Consider the following 17342-nt stretch of genomic DNA (forward strand, 5'->3'; position numbering starts at 1 on the left):
AATGAACCTAAAGGTCTCTTAGCTCAGCTGGTTCAGAGCACCTGCCTTACAAGCAGGGGGTCACTGGTTCGAATCCAGTAGGGACCACAAAAAAAATCCTTTCAAGTGTGCTTGAAAGGATTTTTTTATCAATTGATTTTTAGTAATTTTATACAAATCAATCGATATGAAAACAGCAAAAATCTTATTCTTATTATTTATTTCAATTTCTAGTTTTTCTTTTGGACAGAAAAAAAAGAAAACAATTCCTCCTCCTCCAATATTGAAAAAAGAAAAGAAAATTCCTCCTCCACCTGTTAAAAAATTTGAAAACACTTTTAATCATGACTTTTTTATATGGCGGCTTGACAAAGACACTATTTTACCAGCCGAATCTCCTTATGAAATCGTTTTACAAGTAAATGATTATTCTGCTTTTCTCCGGGTGAACAGCTACCCTGAAACCGTAAGTCATCAAGCGAACCGAGATACAGTTGATGATGGCCGTATCATTGCTCGAACAATGCTCACTCAATCTTCAAATTATGATGTCGAAATAAAAAATAATATTCTGGAATTGAGAGATAGGAAAACGAATCAGGTAAAACAATTTAAAATCATCAAAAAAAATAATAAAATTATTCAATTACAAGATGTAGACTCTAAATTGATTTACAATAAAGACGATGATTATAGCTACTCCCCGCCTCCTTCGATCTAAAAAAACAATAAAAAAACCGATAACTTATATTATCGGTTTTTATGTTTTTAAAATCTTAATCGAACACCATTCTCGGATGTAAAGGCCTTTTTACGGAAAAGAAATAAACTAAGTCCCCCTATAAAAATTGCCGAATCTGCAATATTAAATACAGGCTGAAAAAACTTATAATGTTGGCCTCCTATAATTGGGATCCAAGTTGGCCAATCGAACTCTACAATTGGAAAATAAAGCATATCTACCACACAACCTGTAAACCATCCCGAATAACCGGAAAAGTTAGCTTGTGCAATTCCTTGATAGCCTACCCAATCCTGAAACATTTCGTTATAAGTTGTTCCTTTATCGAAAATAACACCGTAAAATATGCCATCTATTACATTCCCAATTGCACCTGCTAAAACAAGTGCGATCGGAATAATAAAGAAATTATTTTTCAGTTTTTTAGACCATGCATTAATATAGTAAATAATCATACCGATTAACGCTATTCGTAGAAGCGATAAAATTATTTTACCTGTTTCTCCACCAAAATGCATCCCATATGCCATTCCCGGGTTTTCTACAAATGCTATTTTAAACCACCCCAAAACATCTACATCTTCACCTAGAAAAAAATGTGTTTTGACATAAAATTTTGAGAGTTGGTCAATGATTAAAACCAAAATGGTAATGAGTACTACTTTCTTCAAAATATTTTATTAACGTTGCATATTTTTAGCTTCAATGCTTAATGTAGCATGTGGAACTAATTTTAATCGTTCTTTGTTAATTAATTTTCCTGTTACACGGCAAATCCCGTATGTTTTATTTTCAATGCGGATTAACGCATTCTTTAAGTCGCGAATAAATTTATCTTGACGTGCAGCCAATTGTGCATTTTGTTCTTTAGACATTGTTTCAGAACCTTCCTCAAACGCCTTAAAAGTTGGTGACGTATCGTCTGTCCCGTTATTACTGTCGTTAGTGTAAGCTTCTTTCAATAATTCATAGTCTTTTACCGCTTGATCTAATTTTTCTTGAATTATCATTTTAAATTCCTCTAATTCTGCATCAGAGTATCTTACTTTTTCTTCTGTTGTTGCCATACGCTTACAATTTAGTAATCGCAATTTGCGTCATCAATCCATTAATTTCAACCTCTGTTCCATTCGCAACTTCTCCTTGTAACACAAGATCTTCGGCTAATGTCTCAGAGCAAATGTAATCTTTGTTTTGCTCGACTGCATTTACGATTGATTCATCATTTTTTAAGTTAAGTATAATTTTGTCGGTTACTTCTAATCCCGTTTCTTTTCGTAGATTTTGAATTCTATTTACCAATTCTCGTGCCACACCTTCATGAATTAACTCATCCGTTAATTGTAAATCAAGTGCTACTGTCAAAGTTGAATTCGACGCTACAGTCCACCCTGGGATGTCTTTCGTCGCGATTTCAAAATCTTCTAAATCTAAAGTTAATGTTTTGTTGTCAATTAACAAATCTATTTGACCTGATTGTTCTAATTTAACAATTTGTTCATTCGTCAATTCAGCTGTAGCAGCCGAAATAGCCTTCATTTCCTTTCCATATTTAGGGCCTAAAGTCTTGAAATTAGGCTTAATAGATTTAACCAAAAGATTTGAAGCTTCTTCGTTTGTTAATAATTGTATTTCCTTTACATTCACTTCTTGTTTCAGTAATTCAGATACAGCATCCAAATTAGCTTTCATTGTATCATTCAATACAGGAATCATAACTTTTTGTAATGGCTGACGCACTTTATTATCGCTTAATTTTCGAAGCGACAAAATCATACTTGTTGCTGTTTGCGCCAAATGCGTCTGCTCTTCCAATGCAGATTTAATTAATGATTCGTCAACAATTGGAAAATCTGCTAAATGAACAGATTCCGCTTTATTTTTACCTGTCGCTGCATTCAAATCTTTGTACAAACGATCCATAAAGAATGGTGCAATTGGTGATCCTAAAATAGCAACTGTTTCTAAAACTGTGTATAATGTTTGATAAGCAGCAATTTTATCTTTCGAATAATCACCTCTCCAGAAACGTCTTCTTGATAAACGAACGTGCCAGTTTGATAAATTGTCAATTACAAATTCTTGAATTGCTCGAGCTGCTTTTGTAGGCTCATAATCTGATAAGAAACCATCGACTTTTTTCGTTAATGTATTCAGTTCAGAAATAATCCATTGATCTAATTCTGCTCTTTCGTTTACAGGAATTTCTTCTTCTGCAAATGTAAATCCATCCACATTCGCATACAAAGCGAAGAAGGAATAGGTATTGTATAATGTTCCAAAGAATTTACGACGAACTTCGTCTACTCCGGCAATATCAAATTTTAAGTTTTCCCAAGGTTGCGCATTTGCAATCATGTACCAACGTGTCGCATCAGGACCATAAGTTGCTAAAGTTTCGAAAGGATCTACAGCATTTCCCAAACGTTTAGACATCTTTTGACCATTTTTATCTAATACCAATCCGTTTGACATGACATTTTTGTAAGCTTTCGAATCAAAAACCAATGTTCCGATTGCATGTAATGTATAAAACCAACCACGTGTTTGGTCTACACCTTCTGCGATAAAATCAGCAGGATACATTGTCCCATTGTCTATCAATTCTTTGTTTTCGAATGGATAGTGAACTTGCGCATAAGGCATTGCTCCGGAATCAAACCAAACATCAATTAGGTCTGTCTCACGTTTCATTGGTTTTCCTGAAGCAGAAACTAATGTAATTTCATCCACTACATTTTTATGTAAGTCGATTAAATCATAGTTATCTTCAGACATATTTCCTACTTCAAAATTTTGGAAAGGATTCGATTGTTGAATTCCGGCAGCAACTGATTTTTCAATTTCAGCAACCAATTCTTCTACAGAACCGATGATCAATTCTTCGTCACCTTCTTCTGTTCTCCAAATTGGTAATGGAATACCCCAATAACGAGAACGAGATAAATTCCAGTCATTTGCATTTTCTAACCAATTCCCGAAACGTCCTTCTCCTGTAGCTTTCGGTTTCCAGTTGATTTCTTTGTTCAATTCTACCATACGGTCTTTTACTTCCGTAACTTTAATAAACCAAGAATCTAATGGATAATACAAAATTGGTTTGTCCGTTCTCCAACAATGTGGATAACTGTGCTTATATTTCTCTACTTTAAATGCTCTGTTTTGCTCTTTTAATAAAATTGCGATTTCTACATCAACCGATTTTTCAGGAGCAGTTCCATCATCGTAGTATTCATTTTTCACATATTTTCCTCCATATCCATCTGGTAAAGTAGCAACAAAACGACCTTGTAAATCGACTAGAGGAACAGGATTTCCATGAACATCTAACACTAACATCGGAGGAACTCCGGCATCTTTCGCTACACGTGCATCATCCGCACCAAATGTTGGCGCAGTATGTACAATTCCTGTACCGTCTTCCGTTGTTACGAAATCTCCGGGAATTACTTGGAAAGCATTCTCTGCGTTTTCATATGGCAATGCCCATGGTAATAATTGCTCATAGCGAGTTCCGACTAAATCAGTACCTTTGTATTCTCCTACAATTCTGTATGGAATTTGTTTATTTCCAGCGGCATAAACTTTAAAGTCTTCATCCGTTTCTGATAAGAAATATGGTTTTCCAAACTGTTTCGCGACCAATGGTTTCCCTAAAATTACACGAATTGGTTCGAACGTGTATTGATTGAAGGTTTCAACCACAACATAATCAATATTCGGACCTACTGTTAAGGCAGTATTTGATGGTAAAGTCCAAGGTGTTGTTGTCCAAGCTAAGAAATAAACATCTCCATCAAAATGATTGAATAATTCTGTTGCGTCTTTCTTTATTTTAAATTGAGCAACAATCGTTGTATCGGTTACATCTTGATAAGTTCCCGGTTGATTTAACTCGTGAGAAGACAAACCAGTACCTGCTTTTGGTGAATAAGGCTGAATTGTATACCCTTTGTACAATAAATTTTTGTTATAAATTTGTTTCAGCAACCACCAAACAGATTCCATGTATTTTGGCTTATAGGTAATGTATGGATCATCCATATCCACCCAATATCCCATTTTCTCAGTCAAATCGTTCCACAAATCTGTGTAACGCATTACTGTACGCTTACATGCTTCATTATATTCTTCAATCGAAATTTTAGTTCCGATATCTTCTTTTGTAATTCCTAATTCTTTTTCTGTTCCCAATTCTACAGGTAAACCATGTGTATCCCATCCTGCTTTACGAAGAACTTGTTTTCCTTTCAAGGTTTGGAAACGACAAAATATATCTTTGATAGAACGAGCTAAAACGTGGTGAATTCCCGGCTTCCCGTTTGCTGAAGGTGGTCCTTCATAAAACACAAAAGATGGATTTCCATCACGCGTAGAAATACTTTTTTCAAAAACATTATTTTGTTTCCAATCTTCTAACGTTTCATTTGAGACTTGTACCAAGTCTAAGTGCTTATATTCTCTAAACTTTTTTGCCATCGAATTCTTTCTTATTTCTTCTAAATCAAGGAGTGCGAATATAAGAAATTTTTACATATTTTTATTCTTCCGGAAACGAAAATCATACTAATAATTGCTTAAATTTATCCCAATATTACAGTTTTAACTTTTTTAAATAAAAAATAGAACACTTCTAATTTTAATTCGGTATTAATCATATTATTAACAATAAATCAAAAGAGAATATTCAGATGAAAAAAGGCTTCACATATTATTCAATTTTATTCATTATTTTATTTTTTGCGAGTTGTTCCAAAAATGAAGATTATACCATTTTGATACCAACTGACGCAGATTTTGTAGCATTAATCAATCCAAAATCTATTGCTGAAAAAGGAAACTTTCAGAAACTAGAACAATATAAAATCTACGAGTTAGCTGAAAGTGAAATTAAGAATCAGGATCCTGCTTTGGATAAATTATTAAATGAAATCAAAAACAACCCCACTTCTGCCGGAATTGATATCATTAGTCCAATCTATGTTTTCGGTCAGAAAATAAATGGGAAGAATATGGTTGCGTTAATCACAAATATGCGCGACAAAGATCAATTTGAAGAACATTTGGCTACAGTTTATAAAGGATTGTACCAAAAAGATATTTCGTTTGACAAAAAAGATGGTTTTACAACAATTTCAGGTTTCAACAAACCTTTTATGGCTTGGAATAAATCCCAATTTTTAGTCATTGTTTCTGAATTTGGTGTTGGAGAAAAAACAATTCAAGATTATTTCACAAAAATTATTACTGACAAACATTCGCTCGCAAAAGAAAATAATAGTTTTGGTGATTTTGTTAAAAACTCGCAGGATATTAATGTTTGGTACACAGGGAATTTTCTGAAGAATTTTTCTAAAAAAGAGAACAGTACAAAGGAAAATCTTGATTTTACAAAAAGTTCATGGGTTAATTTTATTTCCTTTACTTCAGATGGAATTAGTTTCACACAAAAGTTTCATCCTGATGCCATCACAAAAGTTGAATTAAAGAAACGTCCAATGTGGAAATCCAGAATCAATACGGATTTTTTTAAGTATTTCCCGGCACGAAGTTATTTCAATATTGGATTGGGAATTTATCCGAAAAACGCGCGATATATTTTCGAAGATCAGAATTTCTTGACTAATTTTCTGGAACAATACAACGTTGACCTGAGTAAGTTAGAACAAAGTTTTGAAGGTGAAGCTCTGTTTAGTATTTATGATTTTGAAATTGGAAAAACATTCAATCCAAATGATTTTTTTGGCAAAAAAGATGCATTTATCAAACAGGTTGTTTACCCACAATTTGTATTAGGCGGAAAAATGAAAAATGATATTTTTTTCAATGAATTTCTTGCTTCCCACCAAGAAAACATACAAAAAATTGGTCCGTACTATATGTTGCCTGTTTCGACAAACATGAAGATCTATTTGACGTACAAAAACAATTTGATGTACATCACAAACAATCAATCGATCATGAATCAATATTTAAATAATGTTGTAAGCTCTTCCAATTTTGTCACTTCACAGTATGCAACAAATGCCTCAAATCCAATGTTTGGGTATGTAAACCTGAATTTTGAGCACTATCCGAAAGAAGTCCAACAATATATTTATCAACAAATTCCTTTCGGAAATACAAAAGAAATACAAACAATTTTATCGAATTTTGACCACATCGATTACCGCGTATCAAATGAATATACAAAAACAGGAAAAATACATATGAAAAAAGCGGATAAAAATAGTTTAGAAGTTATTTTCTTACTTTTAGATGAAGCATATTCTTTATTCTTCAATCAAACACAACAGCAAAATGCAAATTAAAATAAGCCAGCTTGTCCCACATCCTTTAAAAGAATTTGGATTTGAACAATCTGAAATTTGGAAAAATGATTATACTTTTTCAAATGAAAATATCTATCAAATCATTGCACATTCCGGCGTAGGAAAATCAACTCTGATTAACATTTTATATGGCGGCAGAAAAGATTATGACGGACAAGTTTTATTCAATAATCAAAATATTACTTCCTTTACGCTAAAGGATTGGACAAAAATTCGACGTGAAAAATTAGCTTATGTTTTTCAAGGCTTGCATTTATTTGAAGAATTAACTTTAATGGAAAATATTCAGTTAAAAAATGTATTAACGCAACATCAGTCCGAAAATCAAATCATTGAATGGATTGATAAAGTGGGTTTAAAAAGCCACTTGCATCAAAAAGCTGTTCACCTTTCTTATGGTCAACGCCAGCGAATCGCTGTTATTCGAGCACTTTGTCAACCATTTGATTTCTTACTTTTAGACGAACCTTTTAGTCATTTGGACGAAGTAAATCAACAAATTTTGATTGAATTGGTTACCGAAGAAGCGAAAAAAAATAATGCCGGCATTATTTTCACAAGTTTACATGAAATTCACGATAAACGCCTTTCAAATGTCATTCAACTCTAATACTTTAATCGAAAAGTTAGTTCGTAAAAACCTAAGTTTCTTGCGAATTACTACCTTTTGTTTTTTTTCTATCATTGGTTTTTTCATTTTGATCTTAGCCGGAACCATTTACCTGGATTATGCTAAAAAATTTGGAGAGGATAGTTCGGTTTGGAAAGCGAACTATGTGGTATTGAACAAAAAAATATCTTCTCTGCAAACTTTTACAGGAGAAAAACCAAGCTTTAGCGAAGATGAAATCAATGAATTAAAATCACAAAACTTTGTTGCAAAAGTCGGTACATTCAAAAGCAGTCAGTTTCCTGTTAAATTACAAGTTGGTGGCATTGCCGGAATCCGTGGGTTTTCGACAGATTTGTTTTTCGAATCTGTTCCTGAAGAATTTATTGACGTTAAAGAATCGGATTGGAAATGGAAAGAAGGACAAGAGTTTATTCCTATTATTATTCCTAAAAGTTACTTGAATTTATACAATTTTGGTTTTGCTACCAGTCAAGGTTTACCTCAGGTTTCGGAAGGTTTGTTCACAAAAATTCCCTTTCAATTAGTTTTAGGAAAAGGTGAAAATCAAAAAGTTTACCAAGCAAGGATTGTTGATTTTACTACAAAAATTAATACGATTTTAGTTCCGGAAAACTTTTTAGAATGGGCAAATCAAACGTATGCACATCAAAAACATATTGAACCGTCACGCATTGTGGTTGAAACAAAATCGCAAGGAGATGAAAATGCATCAACTTATTTTGAACAAAAGAATTATGATATCAACAAGGATGAATTAAAAAATAATGAGTTAACCTATTATTTAAAATTAGCCTTTTCACTCGTTTTATTCATTGGCTTAATCATTGTTTTTGCTGCAATTTGGTTAATGATTATTAATTTCCAATTAATGATTGAAAAGAACAAGCATAAAACAAAAGATTTATTTCTAATCGGCTACAACATCAATCAATTGGCTCGTCCTTATTTAAAATTTTCGATTATTTTCATGTTGATGAGCTATCTCATCTCAATTCCGTTGGTTTATTTTGTTCTGGAAATGATACAAGAAAAAGTCGGAAAATTTATGACAACCGAATCTTCTCATATTTGGGAAGTGACAGCCTTTGGATTGCTAATCGTCATCGTGCTTTTTATTATCAATAAAATTATTTTAACACACTCCATTAAGAGAATAGCTTTAAAAGATTAAAAACAATCATTTCATCTTATAAAAAAAAGGATTTTGATGAATCAGAATCCTTTTTTTTATTAAATATTATTTTTGATTAGAATGAATATCCAACTCCGAAAGAAAATGAATGATTTTTAACATCAGGCCCCACTTGAGTTCCGTTATCAGTGTTTTCGGTTATTTTTGTTAGTCCCATATAATATCTTGCACCAACATTGATATTATCTGTTACATTATAACCTAAACCAAAGTTTACACCAAAATCAAAGTTTTTTACATCATCCTTTACATCAACTTTCTTTTCTGTCGTATAAACCATATTATTGGCATATGTACTTGTTTGTTGTTTGTTACTTGCATACATATTAAATCCAAACTGTGGTCCAGCCTCAACATTGAAACGTGATGCTGCCGGATAGTATTTAAACATGACAGGAACTTGAATGTAATCTAAAGTCGTTTTATTTTTATATTTAACAGTTGCATTCCCTACTTCTGTCACTTCATCTTTGTACTTTCCACCCATTCTTGTAAAATTCACCTCCGGTTGAACAGCAAATTGATCTGTAAGTGGAAAATGGCCATAAATACCGGCACTAAAACCAACTTTATAATCGTTGTCTTTTATATCTTTCCCATTAAATGAAGACATGTTTACACTTGATTTGATACCAAACTGTGATGATGTTGTTTTTTCTTGTGCGCTCAAACTTACTACACCTAACATTGCTGCAGCAATAAAAAATAATTTTTTCATCTTTATAAATTTTATAGTTCTAATTATGATGCAGACATAATTTCAACTCTTGTGCCAAATAGTGTTAAATAGGCTTACACATAACAAAACAAAGCTGAATAACAGTTATTTAAATTTAAAACTTTAACATTATAAAGAACATCCAAATACAAAAAAAAAAAAGCCACATCTTTCGATGTAGCTTTATCAATTATAAGTTTTTCTTTTATTAGAATTTGTAAGCAAATCCTAAAGATACCGCATCAACATTTGAATTTTTAAAGTTGTCATTGTCAATAGAAATACCTTTATATCCGGCATATACGTCAAAACTAGCTCCTGAATATCCGAATTTAGGTTGCCAGAATAATCCCCCATCAGTATTCTTATTTGTTCCAAAAGCATAACCTAAATCAGCTCCAATAAATAAATTATTGCTGAATTCGTACTTAGCAGTTGCCGCTAAAGGAATAAAACCGAAATCGTCAACCTCATAAGTTACCTGGTTATTGATTTTAATGTCTTTTCCAATAAAATGATCATAACCAACTTTAGCTCCTAATTTGAAATTATTTGAAATTGGATGCAAATAAGCCAAATCAACTCCAAGGTTGAAAGATGAAATATCTGCAGCTGATCCTACTGGAATACCTACGTGTACTGTTCCTTCTACTCCTGATGTCTGAGCTGAAACTCCTACCATTCCTGCAACTGCAAAAGCAGCTGTTAATAATACTTTTTTCATTTTATAATGTTTTAAAATATTTTACAATTTTGTTAAACCTGTTTGTACAATTTCAATTTATATGCCAAACTTGTAATTTTAAAACCAATAAATAACATGAAATTTAACAATCATTTAATATTCAACTCATTATTCTAATAAAAAAGCTCCGAAATAATTTCGGAGCTTTTTTGTTTTTTATGTGATTTGACTTATTGTCCTACCATTTTATATAAAATATTCTGCTGTTGTTTCGCATAATTGGTATCAATTTCTGCTGCAACACCGATCATTTCATCTAAATAGTTGAACTGATTCATAATTTTCGATTGATCAGCAGCGTCTACTTTTCCATCTGCAATTACTTCTTTATATAACGTTTCAAATTTTTTCAGAATTGGGTTATAAGCTGATTCAAAAACTTTAAGTGCTTTTTCTTTATCCCCTCTTTCTCCTAAAGCTGAAGCTTCGTTGTAAATTGACATCATCAAATCATTTTTAGCAGAAGCCAAATCTGATCCTACTGAATATCCCTTTCCAGAAGGTAACGATTCCAGGAACGTGATTTTAGCATTTGCTTCTTTACGCACGTGCGCAAATAAATCTTGTGCTTTTTTATCTTCTCCTGCTTTCAAGTATATCCCCGCAATTCTGCTCACACCGTAACCAATATCATATTTGGCTAAGGCAGGAATTTCTAACATAACTTTATCTAAAACCTGAACCGCTTCTTTTTTACGCCCGGCCTTTAATAAATCGTCTGCCAAACGAACTGCTGTATTTCTATAAGTAGACGTATAATTACGTTCTGTTAAACTAAATGACGCATCAGGATTATTATACCCAGACCATTTGTACGAATTGAATGTTCTTAACAGCGCATCATTATCAGAAGCTCCGATTATTCCCCCTTTACCAAAAGGTGTATAAATAGGAACCAATTTGTAACTCATACCAGCATTCAATAAATAATCGTTCATATAGAAAGTGTTTTCCGGATCAGAAACTCCTCCTCCACTAAAATAAATAGGACGATCCCAATTGTATTTCGCCATCATAGACAACAACAATAAATTGTTTTTAAATAAACTTGATGATTTAATATTTATCGTAATAGAATCTACTATTTTATCTGCATCTTTAGGATTAACAATTCCATATTTTAAAGCATTTGCTTTATTAACAGGAACGACAATTTTAGAAACCGGTAAATAGTTTGCTTGTCCGATTGGATATCCAAAATAATCTGCTAAAGCTTGTTTCTCCGGAGATTTATTATTCAAAATAAAATCCATGGCTTCCTTCGCAGTCATGCTATCAGTTGTCAAATATTTTTGTAACGGTTTCAAATTATGGTAAACCGTCATCACTTGGTTTGGATCAATTTCCGGATCTGTCAAATATTGGCCAACTTGTTCTATCGGTAGTTGACTCAACGTTTCTAACGTTTGATTAGACCCTGGTTTGATAAAACTATTCAATTGATCAAAAATATTCTTAATCGAACCTCCAACCACAAAAATCTGATCATTTGTTCCAGATTGATAATCTTTCGGTTTCAAATCACTTGGAAGCGGTGCTGCATTATACGTTTTACGCAATAATTGTTCTAAATTCCATGGAGAAGCGGCTAACGTTAAATTGGCAATTTTTACATCATCACGGAAATTTTCTGTTTCCTGTAATCCCCAAAGCGGATAAGTATCATTATCTCCGTATACAAACAGTATAGCATTTTTATCCAACGGATTCAGGTAATTATATGCCAAAGAATAAGCTACTGAACGTTCAGAACGATCGTGATCGTCCCAGTTTTGAGCACCCATCAAAATTGGAATTCCTGCTAAAATCACCGTTGTTCCAATTGCTAAAGATGGTTTCAATTCTTTTTTCATTAATTTCTGAAGCAATAAATATACACCTTGTACACCTAAACCTACCCAAATAGAAAACGCATAGAAACAACTTACCAAAGCATAATCACGTTCACGCGGCTCGAAAGGTTTAACAGAAGTATAGAAAATAATTCCGACACTTGTCAAAATAAATAAGGATAACAATGCCCACCAGTTTACAAAATTCCTGTTCAATTGCGTAAATAAACCGATTAAGCCTAAAATTAATGGCAACATGAAATATACATTTGTTCCATCATTTTTATATTCATCCGGTAATTTTGATTGATCTCCTAAACGAGGGTTATCAATAAACGGAATACCAGAGATCCAATTTCCTTTTGTAATTTCGAAGTTCCCTTCTAAATCATTTTGACGACCGGAAAAATTCCACATAAAATAACGGATAAACATATAATTGATTTGGTAATCAATAAAGTAATTAAATTGCTCGCCGAAAGTTGGTGGTTCAATCTCTAAAATCTCACCATACTTTTTAAGCTCTGCAACTTTCAATTGACGGTTCTGACGTTTCTCTACCAATTCTGCATACATCTTTTGTGCTTCTTGATCTCCTGCATATTTGGCATTCAGCGAAAATTTTGGATAGGCATAAACCGCAGCATAATTTTCCATCACACTCGGATCCGGACTAAACATTTTCGGGAAAAACTTCACATATTTATCTTCATATGTATAATCTAAACGATCTGAAACTTTCAAGTATTTACCTGTACGTAAATCTTTGATATATTCAGAACTACGAACTGTACTTTCCGGTGCCCCATTTGCATCACGCTTGATTCCATCATTTGCAATATGTGCTGTAAAAACCGGTCCATACATCACCGGCCAAGAACCATATTGTTCACGATTGAAGTAATCTAAAACACCTAAAGCGGTATCAGGATCATTTAAATTCATGTGGGGATTTGCATTGGCACGAATTGGAATTACTAACCAACAAGAGAAACCAATCAACATAAAAATAACACACCATGAAATGGTATTTAATAATGCTGAACCATATTTCTGCGTTAATTTGACAGCAAAATAGAATACCGCAATTAGTATAATGGTAGCAATAATTGTTCCTGAATTAAAAGGCATTCCCAAATTGTTCACCACATAAATCTCTGTTCTACCAAAGAAAGTCATCACAACTGGGAAAATTATTTTGAATACAAAAGCTAATATCACTAATGTAATCACATTTGCAACCAGAAAACTTTTGATTGTAAATTTATATTTACGGGCATAGTAAACAAAACAAACAGCAGGAATTGACAACATTGCCATCAAATGCACTCCGATTGACAAACCTATGACCAATGAGATAACCACCAGCCATTTATTTCCACGAGGTGTATCCGCTACTTGATCCCATTTTGTAATCAACCAGAATAGTAAAGCTGTAAAGAAAGAAGCCATTGCATATACTTCTCCTTCTACTGCCGAAAACCAAAAAGTATCACTAAACATAAAAACCGCTGCACCAACTAATCCGCTTCCTAACGCAATTATTTTCTGAGAAGTACTCATCTCAATTGTATCAACATTGATCGGATCTTGTGTCTTTGCAAACATTTTACGCACAAAATATGTAATTGTCCAAAACAATAACATAATTGTTCCTGCGCTATACAAAGCAGAAGTACTGTTGATTAAAATTGCATATTTACTACCATCACCAAATGCTAAACCTGACCAAACTGCTCCCACAATCTGAAATAAAGCGGCACCCGGTGCATGCGTAATTCCTAATTTTGCTGATGATACAATGTATTCACCACAATCCCATAAACTTAGGTAGCGTTCCATCGTTGCCAAGTATAATACAGAGGCTATCAGGAACATAGCTAAACCTAAGATGTTATTCCATTTTTTGAAATTTATCTCCATCTTATTCAATAAACTATCTTGCGAAAATAAGATAAAAATTTGATATAGCTCAGGATTGAAAAGATTAAATTATGATTAGAATGTCTTTTATACAACAAAGATTTTAAGAATATTTTTATTTTATTTTCCCCATTTATAAACACTTAATTCTCATATTAACAAAACATCAAATGCTTAAAAATCGGACCACATTTCTTCAAATAGTTTTGATACTAAACTTTTTTCATCTAAATTTGCAATGCAAAAAGCAATGCCTTTAACAGACAAAATTCTACAGACGGGCTTCACTTTTGACGATGTGTTATTAGTGCCTGCCTACTCAGAGATATTACCGAACCAAGTATCTCTTCAAACAAGATTCACAGACAATATTACCCTTAATATTCCGATAGTTTCTGCTGCAATGGACACGGTATCCGAAGCTAGATTAGCTATAGCATTGGCTCGTCAAGGAGGTTTATCTTTCGTTCACAAAAATATGACTATCGAAGAACAAGCAAGTGAAATTGATATGGTAAAACGTTCCGAAAACGGGATGATTTCTGATCCGATTACGTTATCACGTCATCATACTTTACAGGATGCAGTAAACTTAATGGAAAAATATAAAATTTCCGGTTTACCTGTTGTCGAAGAAGACAGAACATTGGTTGGAATTATTACAAACCGTGATATTCGCTACCAGGAAAACTTCGATCAATTAGTAGAAGATGTAATGACAAAAGAAAATATCGTTACTTCTGATATTGATACAGATCTTAAAAAGGCAAAAGAAATCCTTTCTCGTTACCGTATTGAGAAATTACCAATTATTGATGAAAACAATAAATTAATTGGATTAATTACCATTAAAGATATTGACAACTTAACAGAATTTCCTAATGCATGTAAAGACTCTAAAGGTCGTTTACGGGTAGGAGCTGGTGTTGGTGTTGGAGCAGATACATTAGAACGTGTTCAAGCCTTGGTAAATAAAGGCGTTGATATTGTCGCATTGGATTCTGCACACGGGCATTCTGCCGGTGTAATCAGTAAAGTGGCAGAAGTAAGAAACGCTTTTCCAGAATTAGATATTGTAGGGGGAAATATTGTGACTGCTGAAGCAGCTAAAGCTTTGATTGATGCAGGAGCAAATGCACTTAAAGTTGGTGTTGGACCGGGTTCTATTTGTACTACCCGTGTTGTAGCCGGTGTTGGTGTTCCCCAACTTTCTGCAATTCATGATGTACACAGTTATGCAAAAACGAGAAACGTATCTATTATTGGTGATGGAGGAATCAAATTATCCGGAGATATCGTAAAAGCAGTTGCTGCTGGTGCAAACTTGGTCATGCTAGGTAGTTTGTTTGCCGGTACAGATGAAGCTCCCGGTGAAGAAATCATTTTCCAAGGACGTAAATTTAAAGCTTACCAAGGAATGGGTTCTTTGGCTGCAATGAAACGTGGTTCTAAAGATCGTTATTTCCAAGCTGATGCAAAGAAATTAGTTCCTGAAGGAATTGAAGGACGCGTTCCTCACAAAGGTTCGATTGCTGATGTGGTTTACCAATTATGCGGTGGACTAAGAGCTGGAATGGGATACTGTGGAACTCCTACCATTCAGGATTTAATTGAAAATGGAAAATTTGTACGTATTACAGGTGCAGGTCTACATGAATCACATCCACATGATGTGGTGATTACAAAAGAAGCTCCCAACTATTCGAATTAAGAAAACAATTATTAATTTGTTTTAAGAATTCATATCAAACAAAAAAACCACCTCTAAAGAGGTGGTTTTTTATTGTTGAAAATATTTTTAAAATTTATCCCAGAAAAGTTTAGTTGTCAAAGCATCTCCTCCAATTGCAGAAGCTGCTTGGTCATAATTAACTTTATTAAGGTTTCTTTCTCGTACCGGATAAGTATATCTAAAAGGCACAGGTGTTTTTGTTTCCTGAGGAACATTTAACTTAGGTGCATCTAAGCGTCTCCAGACATTCCATCCTTCAAATCCTTTATTGTACATTGCAATCCAATATTGTTTACCAATTTTCTCTTTCCAAGTACCTGGAGCAGTCGCATATCCTACATTTGATTGAGCCAAATAACTATCAGCTTCTGCAGTTGTATTCCCCCAAAATTCAAATGAAGCTCTAATTGCTGCATTATAAAAACTTTCAGCGGTACCTCCAACAGCAATTCCTCTTGCCGCTGCTTCAGCTAACATGAATTGAACTTCCGTATAATCTAGTAATGTACCTGGATAACTCATACTTTCAAGTGTAGCAGAAATATGCGAATAACTATCGAATGGCGTTGCTAATCCATAAGTTCCTCCACTATAAATTCCTGCTCCTAAATTTTGTTTGAAAAATTTCGCTCTACGAGGATCATCTAAATCATTCATGTAATCAATAATTGTATTTGCTCCTACAAAATCATTTCTATCACTTTTAATTAAATCAATCCACAATGGATTTGTATAAGGCTCTGATCCTGTATAAACCAACGTAAAATTATCGGTTTGTGAAGTAAATACACCTGTATTAACAGCATTCATAATTGTTGAAGAAGCTAACGCCGCATCAACATCTGCTAGCTGAATACCTAATTTAAGCTGCAAAGATGCTCCGAATTTTTTCCATTTGTTTACATCTCCTTGGTAAATTATATCATTTGAACCAAATCCACCAGCATTTACATCCAATTTATTAGTAGAAGCTATAGCTCTTTTAATTAAATCGTCATAGATTGTTCTTGCATCGTCATATTTAGGATTTACATTTGCTGCACCTTGAAAAGCTTCAGTATATGGAATATTTCCAAATGTATCCACAAGCATTTGCCACGCTTGAACTTCCATTAAGTCAATAATTGCTTTTTGATTATCTTTTTCAGCTTGTAATAATGTATTATCATTATCTACCATTTTTTTAGCTTCATTAAGATCATAAAGAACATTCATTGAAATTTCATTCCATAAACCATCACTTATATTTCTCCCTTCTAAATCATAATTAGTTTCTTGTGTATACTGTGTTTCATTCCAATATTGAGCAACTAATCTAAATATATTTTCATTTACATTTGTTGAAATCATTCTATAGAAATAACTTGTTGTTGCTCCTGTAACTAAATAACTAGCTGGAACCGCTTCCGGATTTATAGGATCATGATTCAACTTATCATATTCCTCATCAGTACATGAATTTAATGCAAATACAGTAACTAACCCTAATAATATCTTTTTCATGTGATAATTC

The 17342-nt window shown here is 33.3% G+C and carries 12 protein-coding genes and 1 tRNA gene; 6 read left to right on the forward strand and 7 right to left on the reverse strand.

Annotated elements, in window-relative coordinates; genetic code table 11:
* Positions 1 to 12: 12 nt before the first annotated feature.
* Together H277_RS0112085 and H277_RS0112090 are read left to right on the forward strand one after the other, a co-directional pair.
* Positions 13 to 87, forward strand: a tRNA-Val gene (locus H277_RS0112085).
* Positions 88 to 166: 79 nt separating this feature from the next.
* Positions 167 to 700 (forward strand): hypothetical protein, encoded by a 534-nt coding sequence (locus H277_RS0112090; RefSeq protein WP_019975858.1) that lies wholly within the window; start codon positions 167 to 169, stop codon positions 698 to 700.
* 47 nt (positions 701 to 747) lie between these two features.
* On the opposite strand, the gene H277_RS0112095 is transcribed toward H277_RS0112090, so the two are convergent.
* Genes H277_RS0112095 through ileS form a run of 3 tightly spaced genes read right to left on the reverse strand, consistent with a single transcriptional unit; the run spans position 748 to position 5200 of the window.
* Entirely contained in the window at positions 748 to 1392 is a 645-nt protein-coding gene (locus H277_RS0112095; protein WP_026357569.1) for a lipoprotein signal peptidase, read from the reverse strand.
* 9 nt (positions 1393 to 1401) lie between these two features.
* Positions 1402 to 1788, reverse strand: coding sequence for a TraR/DksA family transcriptional regulator (locus H277_RS0112100; RefSeq protein WP_019975860.1), 387 nt, complete (start codon positions 1786 to 1788; stop codon positions 1402 to 1404).
* 4 nt (positions 1789 to 1792) lie between these two features.
* The gene (gene ileS, locus H277_RS0112105; protein ID WP_019975861.1) at positions 1793 to 5200 is read right to left on the reverse strand and encodes an isoleucine--tRNA ligase; all 3408 of its coding nucleotides are present in this window, start codon (positions 5198 to 5200) and stop codon (positions 1793 to 1795) included.
* A gap of 212 nt (positions 5201 to 5412) precedes the next feature.
* Here ileS and H277_RS0112110 point away from each other — a divergent pair, with 212 nt between their 5' ends.
* Genes H277_RS0112110 through H277_RS0112120 form a run of 3 tightly spaced genes read left to right on the forward strand, consistent with a single transcriptional unit; the run spans position 5413 to position 8858 of the window.
* The gene (locus H277_RS0112110; RefSeq protein ID WP_019975862.1) at positions 5413 to 7032 is read left to right on the forward strand and encodes a DUF4836 family protein; all 1620 of its coding nucleotides are present in this window, start codon (positions 5413 to 5415) and stop codon (positions 7030 to 7032) included.
* Positions 7022 to 7663, forward strand: coding sequence for an ATP-binding cassette domain-containing protein (locus H277_RS0112115; protein WP_019975863.1), 642 nt, complete (start codon positions 7022 to 7024; stop codon positions 7661 to 7663). Before H277_RS0112110 ends, H277_RS0112115 begins: the two co-directional genes overlap by 11 nt.
* On the forward strand, positions 7647 to 8858 hold the full coding sequence (locus tag H277_RS0112120; protein ID WP_019975864.1) for a hypothetical protein: 1212 nt from the start codon (positions 7647 to 7649) through the stop codon (positions 8856 to 8858). Before H277_RS0112115 ends, H277_RS0112120 begins: the two co-directional genes overlap by 17 nt.
* A gap of 76 nt (positions 8859 to 8934) precedes the next feature.
* On the opposite strand, the gene H277_RS0112125 is transcribed toward H277_RS0112120, so the two are convergent.
* The 3 genes from H277_RS0112125 to H277_RS0112135 all read right to left on the reverse strand — a co-directional run bounded on the left by H277_RS0112125 (position 8935) and on the right by H277_RS0112135 (position 14097).
* Positions 8935 to 9597: a porin family protein gene (locus H277_RS0112125; RefSeq protein WP_019975865.1), complete on the reverse strand. Its 663-nt coding sequence runs from the start codon at positions 9595 to 9597 to the stop codon at positions 8935 to 8937.
* 208 nt (positions 9598 to 9805) lie between these two features.
* Positions 9806 to 10321, reverse strand: coding sequence for a hypothetical protein (locus tag H277_RS0112130; RefSeq protein ID WP_019975866.1), 516 nt, complete (start codon positions 10319 to 10321; stop codon positions 9806 to 9808).
* A gap of 191 nt (positions 10322 to 10512) precedes the next feature.
* On the reverse strand, positions 10513 to 14097 hold the full coding sequence (locus tag H277_RS0112135; protein WP_019975867.1) for a glycosyltransferase family 117 protein: 3585 nt from the start codon (positions 14095 to 14097) through the stop codon (positions 10513 to 10515).
* A gap of 250 nt (positions 14098 to 14347) precedes the next feature.
* On the opposite strand from H277_RS0112135, the gene guaB reads away from it, so the two are divergent.
* Entirely contained in the window at positions 14348 to 15808 is a 1461-nt protein-coding gene (gene guaB, locus H277_RS0112140) for an IMP dehydrogenase (protein WP_026357570.1), read from the forward strand.
* Between the two features lie 87 nt (positions 15809 to 15895).
* Here guaB and H277_RS0112145 read toward each other — a convergent pair whose 3' ends face one another.
* A complete protein-coding gene (locus tag H277_RS0112145) occupies positions 15896 to 17332 on the reverse strand; it encodes a SusD/RagB family nutrient-binding outer membrane lipoprotein (protein WP_019975869.1) in 1437 nt (478 codons plus the stop codon).
* Between the last annotated feature and the right edge of the window lie 10 nt (positions 17333 to 17342).

The organism is Empedobacter brevis NBRC 14943 = ATCC 43319 (genome assembly GCF_000382425.1).
Classification (GTDB): domain Bacteria; phylum Bacteroidota; class Bacteroidia; order Flavobacteriales; family Weeksellaceae; genus Empedobacter; species Empedobacter brevis.